Source organism: Marinobacterium rhizophilum, assembly GCF_024397915.1.
Classification (GTDB): domain Bacteria; phylum Pseudomonadota; class Gammaproteobacteria; order Pseudomonadales; family Balneatricaceae; genus Marinobacterium_A; species Marinobacterium_A rhizophilum_A.
This window is the reverse complement of sequence record NZ_CP073347.1, coordinates 4,630,951-4,645,331: the sequence shown is the minus strand read 5'-3', so window position 1 is coordinate 4,645,331 and position 14,381 is coordinate 4,630,951. Positions and strand designations below refer to the sequence as shown.

The 14,381-nt window shown below is 63.0% G+C and carries 14 protein-coding genes; 2 read left to right on the top strand and 12 right to left on the bottom strand.

Going from position 1 to position 14,381, the window contains the following annotated elements; genetic code table 11:
* Window positions 1–97: 97 nt before the first annotated feature.
* Window positions 98–1,630 carry a C13 family peptidase gene (locus tag KDW95_RS21020; protein ID WP_255853720.1) on the bottom strand — a complete coding sequence of 511 codons (1,533 nt, stop codon included), beginning with the start codon at window positions 1,628–1,630 and terminating at the stop codon, window positions 98–100.
* A 115-nt stretch (window positions 1,631–1,745) separates the two neighbouring features.
* A complete protein-coding gene (locus tag KDW95_RS21015) occupies window positions 1,746–2,180 on the bottom strand; it encodes a MarR family winged helix-turn-helix transcriptional regulator (RefSeq protein WP_255853719.1) in 435 nt (144 codons plus the stop codon).
* 150 nt (window positions 2,181–2,330) lie between these two features.
* Between KDW95_RS21015 and KDW95_RS21010 the strand changes: the two genes are divergently transcribed.
* Window positions 2,331–2,726 carry a rhodanese-like domain-containing protein gene (locus tag KDW95_RS21010; RefSeq protein WP_255853718.1) on the top strand — a complete coding sequence of 132 codons (396 nt, stop codon included), beginning with the start codon at window positions 2,331–2,333 and terminating at the stop codon, window positions 2,724–2,726.
* Window positions 2,727–2,823: 97 nt separating this feature from the next.
* On the opposite strand, the gene KDW95_RS21005 is transcribed toward KDW95_RS21010, so the two are convergent.
* The 9 genes from KDW95_RS21005 to KDW95_RS20965 all read right to left on the bottom strand — a co-directional run bounded on the left by KDW95_RS21005 (window position 2,824) and on the right by KDW95_RS20965 (window position 12,494).
* Window positions 2,824–3,777 carry a D-2-hydroxyacid dehydrogenase gene (locus tag KDW95_RS21005; RefSeq protein WP_255853716.1) on the bottom strand — a complete coding sequence of 318 codons (954 nt, stop codon included), beginning with the start codon at window positions 3,775–3,777 and terminating at the stop codon, window positions 2,824–2,826.
* Window positions 3,778–3,799: 22 nt separating this feature from the next.
* Window positions 3,800–5,779: a transketolase gene (tkt, locus tag KDW95_RS21000; protein WP_255853714.1), complete on the bottom strand. Its 1,980-nt coding sequence runs from the start codon at window positions 5,777–5,779 to the stop codon at window positions 3,800–3,802.
* 127 nt (window positions 5,780–5,906) lie between these two features.
* Complete coding sequence (locus tag KDW95_RS20995) at window positions 5,907–6,785, bottom strand: NAD(P)-dependent oxidoreductase (RefSeq protein ID WP_255853713.1); 879 nt, start codon at window positions 6,783–6,785, stop codon at window positions 5,907–5,909.
* A gap of 49 nt (window positions 6,786–6,834) precedes the next feature.
* Window positions 6,835–8,094 (bottom strand): TRAP transporter large permease, encoded by a 1,260-nt coding sequence (locus tag KDW95_RS20990; RefSeq protein WP_255853712.1) that lies wholly within the window; start codon window positions 8,092–8,094, stop codon window positions 6,835–6,837.
* On the bottom strand, window positions 8,091–8,654 hold the full coding sequence (locus KDW95_RS20985; RefSeq protein WP_255853711.1) for a TRAP transporter small permease: 564 nt from the start codon (window positions 8,652–8,654) through the stop codon (window positions 8,091–8,093). Before KDW95_RS20985 ends, KDW95_RS20990 begins: the two co-directional genes overlap by 4 nt.
* On the bottom strand, window positions 8,651–9,622 hold the full coding sequence (locus tag KDW95_RS20980; protein WP_255853710.1) for a TRAP transporter substrate-binding protein: 972 nt from the start codon (window positions 9,620–9,622) through the stop codon (window positions 8,651–8,653). Before KDW95_RS20980 ends, KDW95_RS20985 begins: the two co-directional genes overlap by 4 nt.
* Window positions 9,623–9,828: 206 nt before the next feature.
* The gene (locus KDW95_RS20975; protein WP_255853709.1) at window positions 9,829–10,593 is read right to left on the bottom strand and encodes an SDR family NAD(P)-dependent oxidoreductase; all 765 of its coding nucleotides are present in this window, start codon (window positions 10,591–10,593) and stop codon (window positions 9,829–9,831) included.
* Between the two features lie 54 nt (window positions 10,594–10,647).
* Window positions 10,648–11,646 carry a transketolase family protein gene (locus tag KDW95_RS20970; protein ID WP_255853708.1) on the bottom strand — a complete coding sequence of 333 codons (999 nt, stop codon included), beginning with the start codon at window positions 11,644–11,646 and terminating at the stop codon, window positions 10,648–10,650.
* Window positions 11,643–12,494 (bottom strand): transketolase, encoded by an 852-nt coding sequence (locus tag KDW95_RS20965; RefSeq protein ID WP_255853707.1) that lies wholly within the window; start codon window positions 12,492–12,494, stop codon window positions 11,643–11,645. The genes KDW95_RS20970 and KDW95_RS20965 overlap by 4 nt, the downstream gene beginning before the upstream one ends.
* A 199-nt stretch (window positions 12,495–12,693) precedes the next feature.
* Between KDW95_RS20965 and gcvA the strand changes: the two genes are divergently transcribed.
* On the top strand, window positions 12,694–13,593 hold the full coding sequence (gene gcvA / locus KDW95_RS20960) for a transcriptional regulator GcvA (protein ID WP_255853706.1): 900 nt from the start codon (window positions 12,694–12,696) through the stop codon (window positions 13,591–13,593).
* A 63-nt stretch (window positions 13,594–13,656) separates the two neighbouring features.
* Here gcvA and KDW95_RS20955 read toward each other — a convergent pair whose 3' ends face one another.
* Window positions 13,657–14,376: an NAD(P)-dependent oxidoreductase gene (locus KDW95_RS20955; protein ID WP_255853705.1), complete on the bottom strand. Its 720-nt coding sequence runs from the start codon at window positions 14,374–14,376 to the stop codon at window positions 13,657–13,659.
* Window positions 14,377–14,381 lie beyond the last annotated feature (5 nt).

Sequence of the window (14,381 nt, the reverse complement as noted above, 5' to 3'; positions counted from 1 at the left end):
CCGGCAGACTGCGCCAGGTCGGCGTCAGGCGGGTTCAAGTACGAACAGGGCTGTGTGGAGGGTGACGGTCATGGCGCGGCCGTGCGCTGTCGTCCTGTCAGGGTTCGCAGGTCAGCACGGCGCGGTCACATAGTGGTTCGGGCTGAGCGGAACTGAATGCCGCCTGCAGACCGGGTTCCTGATACAGGCTCTCCAGTTTTTGTTCGATGGCATCGCCGACAAACATCTGCGGCAGCGAGGCGCCAAGCTCTTCACGCTCTTCCTTCTCGGTGACCCAGCGCCTGGCGATATCGAAGGCCTGAATGAAACGGGGCTGGCGCGGCAGCGCCTGCTTGAAGAAAGCGGTACCGAACCAGGTAAAGTCGCTGTCCACACCACAGCCAAAGGAGGTTCGATCCGCAGCAGCCGCGGTGATAACCAGCGTCTGCGGGCTTTGCAGCGCCTCGATAAAGCCACCGGAAAAACAGCTCGAGACCAGAATCACGCGCCAGCGAATTCCGGCATCATCCAGCGCCTGGCGTACCTGCTCGGGTGTCAGGTCATGCAGCTCCACAGGGCCGAACTCCAGCGAAAAGCGGTGGTCCCGGCTGCCGTGGGAGGTCATGAACAGAAACAGCACATCCTCGTCCGTATCCATTTTCTGCGCCACGCTGGCCAGCCCCCGCGCAAGATTCGGACCGCTGGCCAGCGGATACTGCTCCACCGTGGCCGGGTTGTTGGCCAAAATGACCGAGCGGCCGGCGGTATCGTACTGGCGGTCGAACTGCTCGCGGACAAACTCCACCTCCTTGAGAAACACATCCTCCAGCCCAAAGCCCCCCAGTGCCAGCAGGTAGAGGTCGGTTACGCCGGGGCGCTGCGGTTCGAGCGCCGCCAGGTTTTGCTGCATCAGGCCTGGCTGGGCATAGAACACCGATTCCACATCCAGTGCCATCGGCACTGCGGCCTGTTCGGCGGCGGACGCATCGGTATACCAGAGGTCATTGCGCGGCAGCATCCAGGCACTGGCAAACAGCGCCAGGCTGTAGAGCCCGCCCAGCACCAGCCGCCGCAGCGGGCCTGCGCCTGCGAAAACACGCAGCAACCGCACGACCACCAGCCCCTGCCAGAGCAACAGGGCGACAAAAAGGCCCCAGGCCTGGGACCCTGACAGTGCCAGTTGCCACAGCAGCTGTGACACCAGCGTGATAAACAGGGCCGCGCCAAGAAACGCCACCAGTAGCGGGGCAAAGCCGGCGACCGTGCCACCGGCAAGCCGCGTCACCAGCAGCAGCGCCAGCAGGCTGAACAGCCAGCTGGCGCCCAGGTAATTCAGACCATAACCATCGAACAGCACCGGCGCCTCGGTGCCCAGGTAGGCGCCACCGAGCTCCAGAATCAGCAGCAAGAACGCCATCAGCAGGCATTGCTCCAGCCCGGTGTGCAGTTGCGCCACCGACGGCGAGCGTCCCAGCGCCAGACCAGCCCCTGCGCGAAGATTGTGCCCCAGGGCGCACAACCAGGAAACAGACGGCGCCAGCTGAGCCCGCGATTCGGGAGTCTGCTCGCCCTCCAGCGCATCCGGCGCTTGCGGCACGGCCGGCGCAGCGGTCATCGGCTGTCCCCAGGGGTCTTGCGGTGAATCATTCATAACGGTGCTGCCGCTCCCTATCGGGTGCTATTAATCTGATTACAGTTTACCCCGAATAGGCATGCCAGGGACGAGGACCCGGGGGCATGGAGAGCAGGGGCCATCAGGCAACCGCCTATGCCAGCTTGTTCAGAATCCGCTCGAGGCTAAGGATTTCATCAGTGGTGAGGCGATTTTCAAACTGCGTCTCAAGCACGGCCGCGTAGACCGGCCAGATGCGCTGCAGCAACTCGTGCCCCGCTTGCGTAATGCGTACAAGATTGCCGCGGCCATCCTCGGCGCAGGCGTGGCGCTCCACCAGCGCCTCGCGCTGCAGCCGGTCGACCAGGCGGGACAGGTTGTATTTCGTCAGCAGCGTCTGGGCACCAATTTCATACTGGCGCAACTCGCCACCCGGTGCGCGCTGCAACTCCAGCAGCACGTCGTACCAGCCCAGCGGCGGCAGGCCCGCGGCCTTCAATGCGGTCTGCACCTGGTCCACCAGCGCGGTTTCGGTGCGCACCAGCCGGGCCCAGGTCCTGATCGTCTGTTCATTCAATCGTGGCTTCATGAAAACAAGTCTAGACAGAACAGGTTGCAACTACAACCAAAACAGCCTAGCCTGACATCAGGTTGCAAATGCAACCAAACCACCACCTTCGATCAGACAGCGCTCGCAGGTGACCCACAGCACCGAAAACCCAAACCGGGAGACGTTGCCATGAACACGCCCATCAATCAGTCCGTGAATCCGCCCGCAAGCCAGCCCACCCGTGCGCCCAGCTACAGCACCATCACGCGGGACGCCCTCAAGGCCCGGCTGGACGCCGGCGAGCCCACCCTGCTGGTAGAAGCCCTGCCCGCGCGCTACTACGACGCCGAGCACCTGCCCGGCGCCATCAACCTGCCCCATGACGAAATCCGCCTGCTCGCCCCCAGCGCACTGCCCGACAAGGACGCCAGCATCGTGGTGTACTGCGCCAGCACCGAATGCCAGAACTCCAGTATCGCGGCCCAGATACTGGCCGCTGCCGGCTATCGCAACGTCATGGAGTTCGTCGAAGGCAAAGCCGGCTGGCTGGACGCCGGTTATCCGATGGAAGGCACAGCGGTTTAACGCCCACGCCAGGCTGAAGGCAAGCCCGACGGCCAGAAACAAAGACCCCTGCACCGGGGCAGGGGTCTGGCTGCGACCTGCTGTTGCGAACAGATCCTTACACCTGGTTGCGCGGCTTGCCCCTGACAAAGCCCTCGATATTGTCCATCAGTTGGTCGGCCAGCGCCTGCTGGGCTTCATCGGAAGCCCAGGCGACATGGGGTGTGAGAATGACATTCGAACGGCCGGCTATTCGCATAAGCGGACTATCCGGCGCTGGGGGTTCCCCCTCGGCCACGTCAAAACCGGCGCCACTGATCCAGCCCTCATCCAGTGCTTGCACCAGTGCCGCTTCATCCACCAGCCCCCCCCGACCAGTATTGATCAGCAATGGATGCCGCTGCATGGCGCGTAATTCCGCCAGGCCGATCATGCCATGGGTTTGAGGCGTGAGCGGGCTGTGCAGACTGATAATGTCGCTCGTTTCAAGCACCTCCTCCCAGGGCGTATAGAGCCGACCAAAGCCGCTCTTGCCCTTGTGTGTCGCGAACAGCGGTACCATGCCGAAGGCACGGGCGATGTCGGCAACACGCTGGCCCAGAATACCCTCACCGATGATGCCAAGCCTCGCACCGGCAAGGTCGTGGATCGGGTGGTTAAAGAAACAGAACTGGCCCGATTTCTGCCACTCACCGGCAAGCACATCGTCCCGGTACGCCACCAGGTTGCGCCGCAATGCCAGCATCAGCGCGAAGGTATGCTCGGGCACCGTATTCACCGCATAACCCCGGATATTCGTGACGGCGATACCGGCGCGCTGGCAATAGGCCTTGTCTACGCAGTCCGTGCCGGTGGCGGCCACCGCAATCAGGCGCAGGTTCGGGAGCTGTTCGAGCACATCGGCCCGCAGTGCCACCTTGTTGGTGATCGCTATGGTGGCACCGGCCAGTCGCTCGAGGACCTGTTCTGGACGGGTATGATCGTGCTCCACCAGCCCGTGCTCGAAATCCGGGCGGCGCAGGCGAATCTGCGGGGCAATAGTCGATCGATCAAGAAATACGATTCTGTGCATAGTACTTTTCTCCTGAACTGGCTTAGAGCAGGCGCCTGGCCTGGGCAACAACCGCTGCCACCGTGATACCGAAATGCTCGTAAAGGGCCTCGGCAGCCCCCGACAAGCCAAACCCGGACATGCCGACAAAGCCGCCACGGGAACCCAGATACTGATCCCAGCCCAAACGCACCGCCGCCTCAATGCCGACACGTACGGTGCCGGGGCCCAGCACCGCGCTGCGATAGGCCGCATCCTGGGCGTCGAAAAGCTCCCAGCAGGGCATTGAAACCACCGCGGTCGGTACTCCCTGTCCCTGCAATGCCCGGCGGGCATCCATCGCGATGGACACCTCCGATCCCGTCGCAAGCAAGGTGACAGCCCGCTCGCCACCCTCTGCAGCGGCAAGCACATAGGCACCGCGCCGCGAGAGGTTCTCGTCCTGCTGCCCCTGCCGCACCGGTGCCAGCGCCTGGCGGGCGAACACCAGGCTGCTCGGGCCGCTGCGGTGCTCCAGCGCAATCTCCCAGCACTCCGCGGCCTCAACCGCGTCCGCCGGACGCAGCACCAGCATGTTGGGCATTGCCCGCAATGAGGCCAGGATTTCAACCGGCTGATGTGTCGGGCCGTTCGTGCCCACACCGATGGAATCGTGGCTGAAGACAAATTTCACCGGCAACCCCATCAGCGCAGCCAGGCGCATCGCCGGGCGCTCGTAGTCGGAAAATGCCAGATAGGTCAACGCCAGCGGTATCACGCCACCGTGTGCCGCCAGACCGTTGGCCATGGCGCCCATTACATGCTCCCGCACACCGCAGTGAACATAGGCACCCGCCCGGTTCTGTGCGGTAAAGGCCTGCAGGCTGCGCTTGTGCGAGGTGGGTGCCTCGAGATCGGCACAGCCCACGATCCGCTCCGGCAATATATCGACCAGAAGGTCGTTGATTTCGGCCGAGGTATGGATACCGGGCCTGGCGGTGTCATCGCCCGCCGCGCGGCGCTTGTAGGCATGCAGCACCTCGCGCCAGCCCGGTGGCAGCTCGCCCGCCTGCACGCGCTCGAACTCGGCTTTTTCGTGGGCCGGCAGCGCCGCGAGCCGGGCCTTCCAGGCGCTGTAGTCCGGTCGACTGCGCTGGCCGGCGGCGCGCCAGGCCGCAAGAATGGGCTCAGGTACGTCAAAGGGCGGATAGGGCCAGCCCAGCAGATCCCGCGCGGCGGCGGCATCTTCCACCTGCAGCTGCGCACTATGACCCGCACGCTGTCCCTGAACACGGGGAATGCCGCGCCCGATTACGGTACGACAGGCGATCAGCGACGGCCGGGAATCCCGCTTCGCCAGCTTGATCGCGGCCGACACTGCGGCGATATCATGCCCATCGATTTCAAGCACGTGCCAGCCGGCAACGCCAAAGCGCGCCGCAACATTCTCGCTGATCGACAGTTCGGTGCTGCCATCATCGGTAATCCGGTTGTCATCCCAGAACAGAACCAGCTTGCCAAGGCCCAGATGCCCGGCCAGGGAAATCATCTCCTGCCCGACCCCTTCCTGCAGGCAGCCGTCGCCGACAAAGGCGTAGGTAAAGTGATCGACCAGCCCGGCGCCGAACTTCGCATTGAGATAGGCTTCCGCCACCGCCATGCCAAAAGCATTGGCGATGCCCTGGCCAAGCGGGCCCGTCGTGACCTCGATACCACAGGCCGGATCGATCTCGGGATGGCCGGCACAGGCGGCCCCCAGCTTACGAAAGCGCCGGACCTGATCCAGACTGATTTCCTGGTAACCGGTCAGATGGAGCAGCGAATAAAGCAGCATGGAACCATGGCCGTTCGACAGCACGAAGCGGTCGCGATCAGGCCAGGCGGGGTCTTCGGGGTTAAACTTCAGATGCTGCGTGAAGAGCGCGGTGGCGATTTCGGCCATGCCAAGTGGCACGCCCTGGTGCCCCTCGCCGGCACGGACAATCGCATCGATGGAAAGAAAACGGATCGCATGGGCCAGGGGCTGTAGTTCTATCGGATTCATGGCAGAAACCCTCCTGCACGCTCTCCCTGCCAGGAGAGCGCTGAAAAAAGTACACGGGGCCGCTATTGCCCAGATGCAACATGGCTAAAGCGACGCAAGCGGCCCCTGCGATTCGAGGTTTACAGAGTCAGACCAGACCATTGAGCGCGTAATAGCTGCGAATGACCTGGCTGTCATCGGCGCGGCCGGCACCGCGTCCTGCGGTGGCCAGAAACAGCTGGTGGGCGACCGCTGCGATCGGCAAGGCCGCCTGCACCTCCCGCCCGGTTTCCATCACTATTCCCAGATCCTTGACAAAGATATCCACAGCACTCGTGATCTGCGGGTCCGGCTCAAGCATGCGAGGCCCGCGGTCCTTCAGCATCCAGCTCGATGCCGCAGAGCCGCCCATAATCTCCAGCAGCACCGCAAGATCCACCCCCACCTTCGCAGCCAGAGCCAGGGCTTCAGCGACAACGGCAATGTGCACGCCACACAGCAGTTGGTTCACGGTCTTCACCGTTGCCCCCTGCCCCGGCTTTTCGCCCACATGAAAGATGCGCTGCCCCATGGCCTGAAAAACCGGCAGCACCTCGTCATACACCGCACGCTCAGCGGCGGCCATAATGGTCAGCGACCCCGCCACGGCCCCGGCCACACCACCGGAAACCGGCGCATCGACAAAACGCCGACCTGTTGCCACCACCCGGTGGGCAATTGCCTGCACCGCCCCCGGCGGACAGGTGGCCATCAGGCACACGATACCGTCTGCGTTCAGCGCACTGAGGGCACCGTCGGCGAACAACACCTGCTCGGCCTGGGCGGCATTGACCACCATCAGCACCAGCACGTCGGCGCCCTGTGCTGCGGCCTGTGTGGAGCCGGCAGGCCCGGCACCGGCGGCCTCCAGCGCACCGAGTGCCTGGGCATTGAGATCGATACCCCGGAGGCTGAAGCCGCCGGCCAGTAGGTTTTTGGCCATGGGAAGCCCCATCGCGCCGAGACCGGCGAATGCAATCGTCTTCATGCTTTAACCTTTTCGGAAACAGGCCCCCGACGTGGCGGGAGCCACAGGGTTAGTAGAGGATAAACGCCGGAACGAAGGAAACGAGACCCAGCACACTGATGGCCACAAGGTAAAACGGCCAGAGTTCACGGGTGATATTGCCGACCGGCTCGCGGGAAATGGCCGCGGCAATGAACAGGGTCGTACCCACCGGCGGTGTAAAGAGGCCGATGCTCAGGTTGACCGCCATCATGATGCCAAGCTGCACCAGATCCAGGCCAATGGCGTTGCCGATCGCGACAAAGGTCGGCCCCAGCAGCAGGATGGCAGCCGGCAGATCGAGGAACATCCCGACCGCCAGCATGATCAGGTTCATCATGAGTATGATCATCACCGGTGACTTGAGGGTATCCAGCGCCCACTCGGCCACGGCCGTTGGCACAGACTCCACCGTCAAGACATAGCCCACCAGGTTTGACGCCGCGATCACCAGCATCACCACGCCGGTGGTCACCGCCGTATGTATCAGGGCGTCGTACAGGCGCCGCACCGTCAGATCACGGTAGATAAGAGAACTGACCGCCAGACCGTAGGCCACCGCAAGTACGCTGACCTCCGTTGGCGTGGCAATGCCGGCCCGCAGCAGTACAACGATGAATGCCGGCATTGCCAGTGCCGGCGCCGCATTCAGCGTCGCCCGCAACAGGTCCCGCGCGGTGATCTTCGCCGTCAGGCGCTTGAACCCGCGCAGGCGCCCGGAGAAATAACACACCAGCATGAAACCCAGGCACAGCAGCAAACCTGGCACAATGCCCGCCAGGAACAGGGCGGCAATGGACTGGTTGGACACCGTGGCGAAGAGAATAAGCGGGATAGATGGCGGTATCAGCCCGGCAATCACCGAGGACGATGCCGTGGCCGAGGCCGCGAACGCCGCCGGATAACCTTCGCGTTTCTGCCAGGGAATCAGCATGGAGCCCAGGGCAGAGGCCTCTGCAACGGCAGAGCCGGACACGCCCCCGAAAACCGTCGAGCCGATCACGGTCACCTGGCCCAGGCCGCCGTGAAAGCGGCCCACCAGCGAGGTCGCAAAGTGGATCAGCCGCTTGCCCAGGGTTCCGCTCATCATCAGGCTGCCGGACAGCATGAAGAACGGAATGGCCAGCAGCGGAAAGCTCTGCGTGGGCTGGAAGATTTTCACCACCATGGCGACGCCCGGCATGCCCCCGACCGTGATCGCCGCCAGGCCGGAACTGATCACCAGCGCATAGCCGACCGGTAGCGCCAGCACCAGCAGCGCCCCGAACACAAGAACCATCACTAAAGTCATACATCCTCCTCGGGGTGATGCGCGCGCACGGCCAGTGGATTGCTGACCTGCAACAGGCGCACAAGGGTGGTCAGTGCCGTGACGCCCAGCCCGACAAACCCGACGATCAGGGCGAGATACGCCCAGCGCGCCGTGATGCCGGTCACCGGATACACTTCACTGCCGGTGATCTCGATGACATCAAGACCCACCCAGGCGAGATAAAAGAAGGTCGCTGCGACCAGTATCTGCTGTCCGAGCAGCAACACCCGATTGCCCCCGCGACTCAGCAGACCGTTGATGGCAGTGACGGCGATGTGCTGGCCGCGCTGAGCCGCCAGCACCACACCGCTCATGACGAGCCAGGGGAACAGGATATTGGGCATTTCGGTCGGCCAGCCCATACCCTGGTTGGTGAGATAGCGGACGATCACCTCTGCCATCAAGGAAACGAACATGATGACGAGGGATGAGATCGCGATCACCGAACCGGTGACCACGATCACATTATCGACCCACTTTACCACCGCGGCCGAGACGCCCAGGGGGGTCACAGTACTGGGTGAGTGGGCCGCCATCATTGCTTGCCTGCCTCCGCCACGAGCAGCTTGATCAGGTCCGGGTATTGTTCCGACCACTTGTCGTAGACCGACTTGGTTTTTTCCATGAAGGGTGCCTGCTCAACCTCATTGATCTCCACCCCGGCGTCGATGAGTTTTTTACGCAGATCCGCGTCCGCGGCAAGGGACATATCGCGGTTCAGCTTGCCGGCCTCTGCCGCTGCCGCCCGGATCGCCTGCTGGTCCTCCTCGGACAGCTGGTTCCACAGCATCTTGCTGGCCAGCAGCGGCGTGGTTTCATACTTGTGCCCCGTCAGGGAGATGTACTTCTGCACTTCGTACAGCTTGGACGAGTAGATGTTCATCAGCGGGTTTTCCTGGCCGTCGAAGACGCCCTGCTGCAGCGCGATATAAAGTTCCGAAAAAGCCAGCGGAGCAGGGTTGGCACCCAGGGAATTAAAGATATCCAGCGTGATGGGGTCTGGCGGTGTACGCAGCTTGATGCCCGGCAGGTCTTCCGGCTTGGTGATCGGGCGGGTATTGTTACTGACGTGCCGAATACCGTTGTCCCACAGCGCCAGCAGCACCAGCCCCTTGTCCTGGGCCAGTTCGTTGAGCCTGTCGCCAACCGGACCGTCGACAACCCTGTAGGCATGCTGTAAATCCCGGAACAGGAAGGGCAGCCCAAGGGTCGCGAACTGCGGCACAACAGCGGAGGTCGTACCCTGGGAGTTGGCACTGAACGCCAGCGAACCCAGGCGCATGTTGGTCAGGGATTCGGCGTCATCGCCATACTGGGCGCTGCCGCCCACCTCGACCCTGACGCGCCCCTCGGTCTTTGCGGTCACCAGCTCGGCAAACTTCAGCGAAGCCTCCGCCTTGGGATTACCCGGTGCCGCGTTATGCGACAGGCGAAGCACCTGTTCAGCCCAGCTGCTGGAGGCTGTCATGGCCAGGGTTGCTGCAACTGCGATCATTAGCTTTTTCATTATGTTTCCTTATTTTTTTCTTTTTTTGAGGATTCAGAATATCAAATTGACACCGTAGCATTCTTTCTCAAGACGGGGAGCCCCCGTCGCTTGCCTGCTCCCTTGTTGTTTAACTGCACCACAAAGCCGCCAGGGTGCCTGGCCGCCCATCACGCCTGCCGAGTTGCGACTGCAGGCACCCTGGCCTGAAGGTAAAGTCCACTGTCCTAACCGTGAATCAGCATGCCGCCGTTCACATCAATGACTGCGCCGGTGATATAGGACGACAGGTCAGAGGACAGAAACAGATAGGCTCCGGCGACATCGTCGACCGAGCCCGGGCGATTCAGCGGAATGCCGCCGACAATCTCGACCATTTTCTCTTCCGAGATCTTGCCCGCGTTGATGTCGGTCAGAATAAGCCCCGGTGTTACGCAATTCACACGGATGCCATCCGGGCCGAACTCTCGGGCCATCGCCTTCGCCAGGCCCAGAACCCCGGCCTTGGCGGCCGAGTAATGCGCCCCGCCAAGGATGCCACCGCCACGCTGGGCGGAGACCGAGGACATACAGGCAATGGCGCCCGCGCGCTGCTCCTGCATATAGGGAATCACCGCCTGGGACAGGTAGAGAACGCCGCGCAGGTTCACATCCAGAATGCGGTCCCAGCTCGTCGCATCGATCTCGAGCGTCTTGATGGCCTGGGTGATACCGGCGTTATTGATCAGGATATCGATACGCCCAAAGGCAGCAAACACCGCTGCAGCCGCCTTCACACAGGCATCCTTGTCCGCCACGTTGCAGGCCAGCCCCAGGTGCTGCGGGCCGATGGAGGCCGCCGCATCTGCCGCCGCCTGCGCATCGAGATCGAGAATAACGACTTTCGCGCCCTGCTGGGCGAACTTGCGGGCGGTGGTCAGGCCGATACCCCGGGCGGAGGCCGCGCCGGAGATGACTGCCACCTTGTTTTCAAGAAGTAGCGCAGTGCTCATGCTGTATTCCTGTTGTTGTTATGGTGTGGAAACGGTTGTCTGGCGCCACTGCGCTCAGCCAATCCAGGTCTTGATGGTATTGGCCATCACCCTGGTCGAGATGCCGTAGCGGTCGTGCAGCGTTGGCAGCGCGCCGGCATCAAGAAAGGCATCCGGCAGCGCGATCTGGCGAAACTGGGGTGTTACGCCGGCACGCAGCAGGGCCGTACCGATCGCCTCGCCGAGGCCGCCAATCGTCGTATGGTTCTCGGCCACGACCACCAGTCGCCCCGAGCGCCCGGCTTCACGCAGGATGGTGGACGTATCGAGCGGCTTGATCGTCGGCACGTGCAACACAGCGACATCCACATTGTCGGCTTGCAGTTCCCTGGCGACTTCCAGCGCTCGCATGGTCATGATGCCCGAGGAGATCACCAGCACATCGCGGCCGCCACGCAGTACCTTGGCCTTGCCCAGCTCGAAGCGGTAGTCGTATTCATCGAGCACCCGGGGCACGGCGCCACGCAAGAGCCGCATGTAGACGGGCCCCGGGTGATCCGCCACCGCCGGTACCATCTGCTCGATTTCCAGGGCATCACAGGGGTCGATAACCGTCATGCCCGGCATCGCCCGCATCAGCGCCAGGTCTTCTGCCGCCTGGTGGCTCGGGCCATAACCGGTGGTGAGACCCGGCAATGCGCAGGCAATCTTGACGTTCAGGTTGTCTTCGGCAATGGCCTGATGCATGAAGTCATAGGCCCGCCGGGTGGCAAAAACCGCGTAGGTGGTGACAAAGGGCATCGCACCCTCATGGGCGAGCCCGGCAGCAGCCCCCATCAGCAGCTGCTCGGCCATGCCCATCTGGTAAAAACGCTCGGGGTAGACCTGGGCAAAGATGTGCAGGTCGGTGTACTTGGCAAGATCCGCCGTCATGCCGACAATCTCGGGCCGCTCGGCGGCCAGCTTTACCAGGGCGTGCCCGAAGGGCGCCGCCTGAGTACGCTGCCCCTCGGACGCGATGGAGGCGATCATGGCCGAGGTCTTGAGTTTGGGTTTCGGGGTAATGGTATTCATGCGGTTCTCCCGGCGCCGGCAGCCAGGGCTTGCAGGGCGAGCTGCCATTCGTGCTCATCGACACGGATGAAATGGTTCTTTTCGCGGGCTTCCAGAAAGGGCACACCGCAGCCCATGCGGGTATCGGCGATAATCATGCGCGGTTTCGGCTCCGGATGCTGGCGTGCGGCATCGAAAGCCTCGAGTACGGCATCGAGATCATTGCCGTCGACACGCTGCGTAAACCAGCCGAAGGCCTCCATTTTCTCGACCAGGGGCTCGAATGCCATGATCTCGCCGGAGGGGCCGTCGGCCTGCTGGTTGTTCACATCGACGATGGCAATCAGGTTGTCGAGTTTCCAGTGCGCCGCCGACATCAGGCCTTCCCAGACGGCCCCCTCGTCCAGCTCGCCATCCGAGAACAGCGTATAGACGAAAGCGTCGGAGCCCTTGCGCTTGAGGCCCAGGCAGCGCCCAACAGCAATGGTCAGGCCCTGGCCGAGCGAGCCACCGGACATCTCCATGCCCGGCGTGTAGCTCGCCATGCCGGACATCGGCAGGCGGCTGTCATCACTGCCGTAGGTTTCGAGCTCCTCCTGCGGGATGGTGCCTGCCTCGATCAGCGCAGCGTAGAGAGCAATCGCGTAGTGACCGTTGGACAGCAGGAAACGGTCCCGGCCTTCCCATTGCGGATCTTCCGCTTTCAAGTTCATCGCATGGCAGTACGCCACCGCCAGAACATCGGCGATATCGAGCGCCTGGCCGATATATCCCTGCCCCTGAACCTCGCCCATCAGCAGCGCATTGCGGCGAATGCGGTAGGCATGCTCGGCGAGTGTGGTGCGGGCTTCTTTTATACTTGTATCCACCCCGTTCTCCTTCGGTTGCGGTCGCCTTCCAGTGAAGGTGATTTAGAATTCGTGCATTCCGGGCGGACAGCATCAGCCCGGTACCCGCCTGCTAGTCGGCCTGCGGCCAGCGAGTGATTAGGAGCTTATGCGCTTGCATTTTTGGGCTCAAACGAATTAATGTGGCCGATAGATGAACTGAGCTCACGTGAGAAAGCCGATGCAGTCCAGGGTACCGATCAAGGCTGTACAGGCATTCGAGGCCGCCTCACGGCTATCCTCCTTCGCACTGGCCGCCGATGAGCTCTTCGTGACGCCATCGGCGATCAGTCACCAGATCAAGTTGCTGGAGGAGCAGTTCGGGGTAAAGCTGTTTCACCGGGTGCATCGGGCCGTGGTGCTCACGGATGCGGGACGGCGCTATGCCGAGGAAGTGACAGCGGCTTTTAACCGGATCGACATGGCGACACGGGACCTGGGGCGCACCGCCAGGAGCGATATCCTGACCGTCCACTCCACGCCCAGCTTCGCATCACAGTGGCTGATGCCCCGCCTGGCGCGCTTCAGTTCGCTGCAGCCGGACATCGACGTCAGGCTCAATGCCTCCCACGAATCCGCCGACCTGCTCACCCTGGGCGCCGACATCGATATCCGCTACGGCACACGCAAGCTGCAGCCCACCGGCACCATGGTGATCCCCTTCCCGGCGGAAACCATTGTGCCCCTGTGCGCACCGGAACTGGCGAATGGCGACTTCCCCATTCGCTCCGTGGCAGATCTGCGCCACCATACCCTGATCCACAGCGAGGTGTGCCTCGTCAGCTGGCGCGACTGGCTGCGCCAGCACCGCAAGGTGCCGCTGGATACGTCACGCGGGCCGCGCTTTGACCGCTCTTTCATGGCCATCAGTGCGGCGGTGGATGGCATGGGGGTATTGCTGGACAGCCTGCTGCTGGTGCAGCGCGAGCTGCAAACCGGCCGGCTGGTTGCACCGCTGGGATTACAGGGGCCAAAGGTGCAGGGCTACACCTTCAACGTGCTGAAAACCCAGGTCGACCTACCCAAGATTCGCAGCTTTCAGGACTGGTTGTTTGGCGAGCTCGAGAAGGAAGCCTTCTAGCAGCCCCGGCCTGCGGGCAGAGACCACCAGCAATCAGCACCGGCAAGGTCCCAGGGGCCGCGCTCAGGCGTTGTACAGCACCGGCATCTGCCCTTTCCATTGCTGCCAGAGTCCGTCGTCGGTCGCCAGCTCCGCCATCAGGTGGGCCACATTGATGCGGCTGCTGTCGCCCGAGTCGAAGATCGGGTTGCGCACGGGGGATGGATGCAGGCGGTATTGCGTGACCTGCTTCGCATCGACAAGCCTGTCGGGACGCACCGCCACCCATTCGACATGGGCGTCGGACTGGCCCACCTCGGTGCGCAGGTAATCCGCCGCCCGTTCGTTATCCAGGTGGGGCGGCAGCAGTACACGCAGCAGCGCGATAACGCACCTCTGACCAAAGGAGGCCTTCTCCGCCAGGTCACGATTCGCGTTGCCCGTGGTATTCATCAGGATCAACCGCACCGGCCGCGCTGCGGCGTTGAGCCTGATCGCCTGGCACAGGGTACGCACCGTATCGCGCACCAGCATGCGCGGGTGGCCGTAGATACCCCTGAAGGTCAGGTTGTGCCCCAGGCACAGGGCCACCGCCTCGCAGCCGTCGAGGTGCGCCGCCATGGCGGCAGTGTCGATGTCGTGCACCCCGGCCTCAACCAGGCTGCAACGCGGATGCTGCCTGATGTCTGCGGGCACGGCATCGACCGAGCGCACGATGGCCCTGACCCCGGCCCCGCCGGCCAGCAGCTGCGCCACCAGCAGGCGCCCCGTGGCACCCGTGGCGCCAATCACCAATACATTCATCTTCG

Excerpts from the sequence above, each read along its gene's own strand:
- KDW95_RS21020 (WP_255853720.1), bottom strand. The coding sequence starts at position 1,630 with ATGAATGATTCACCGCAAGACCCCTGGGGACAGCCGATGACCGCTGCG.
- KDW95_RS21015 (WP_255853719.1), bottom strand. The coding sequence starts at position 2,180 with ATGAAGCCACGATTGAATGAACAGACGATCAGGACCTGGGCCCGGCTG.
- KDW95_RS21010 (WP_255853718.1), top strand. The coding sequence starts at position 2,331 with ATGAACACGCCCATCAATCAGTCCGTGAATCCGCCCGCAAGCCAGCCC.
- KDW95_RS21005 (WP_255853716.1), bottom strand. The coding sequence starts at position 3,777 with ATGCACAGAATCGTATTTCTTGATCGATCGACTATTGCCCCGCAGATT.
- tkt (WP_255853714.1), bottom strand. The coding sequence starts at position 5,779 with ATGAATCCGATAGAACTACAGCCCCTGGCCCATGCGATCCGTTTTCTT.
- KDW95_RS20995 (WP_255853713.1), bottom strand. The coding sequence starts at position 6,785 with ATGAAGACGATTGCATTCGCCGGTCTCGGCGCGATGGGGCTTCCCATG.
- KDW95_RS20990 (WP_255853712.1), bottom strand. The coding sequence starts at position 8,094 with ATGACTTTAGTGATGGTTCTTGTGTTCGGGGCGCTGCTGGTGCTGGCG.
- KDW95_RS20985 (WP_255853711.1), bottom strand. The coding sequence starts at position 8,654 with ATGATGGCGGCCCACTCACCCAGTACTGTGACCCCCCTGGGCGTCTCG.
- KDW95_RS20980 (WP_255853710.1), bottom strand. The coding sequence starts at position 9,622 with ATGAAAAAGCTAATGATCGCAGTTGCAGCAACCCTGGCCATGACAGCC.
- KDW95_RS20975 (WP_255853709.1), bottom strand. The coding sequence starts at position 10,593 with ATGAGCACTGCGCTACTTCTTGAAAACAAGGTGGCAGTCATCTCCGGC.
- KDW95_RS20970 (WP_255853708.1), bottom strand. The coding sequence starts at position 11,646 with ATGAATACCATTACCCCGAAACCCAAACTCAAGACCTCGGCCATGATC.
- gcvA (WP_255853706.1), top strand. The coding sequence starts at position 12,694 with ATGCAGTCCAGGGTACCGATCAAGGCTGTACAGGCATTCGAGGCCGCC.
- KDW95_RS20955 (WP_255853705.1), bottom strand. The coding sequence starts at position 14,376 with ATGAATGTATTGGTGATTGGCGCCACGGGTGCCACGGGGCGCCTGCTG.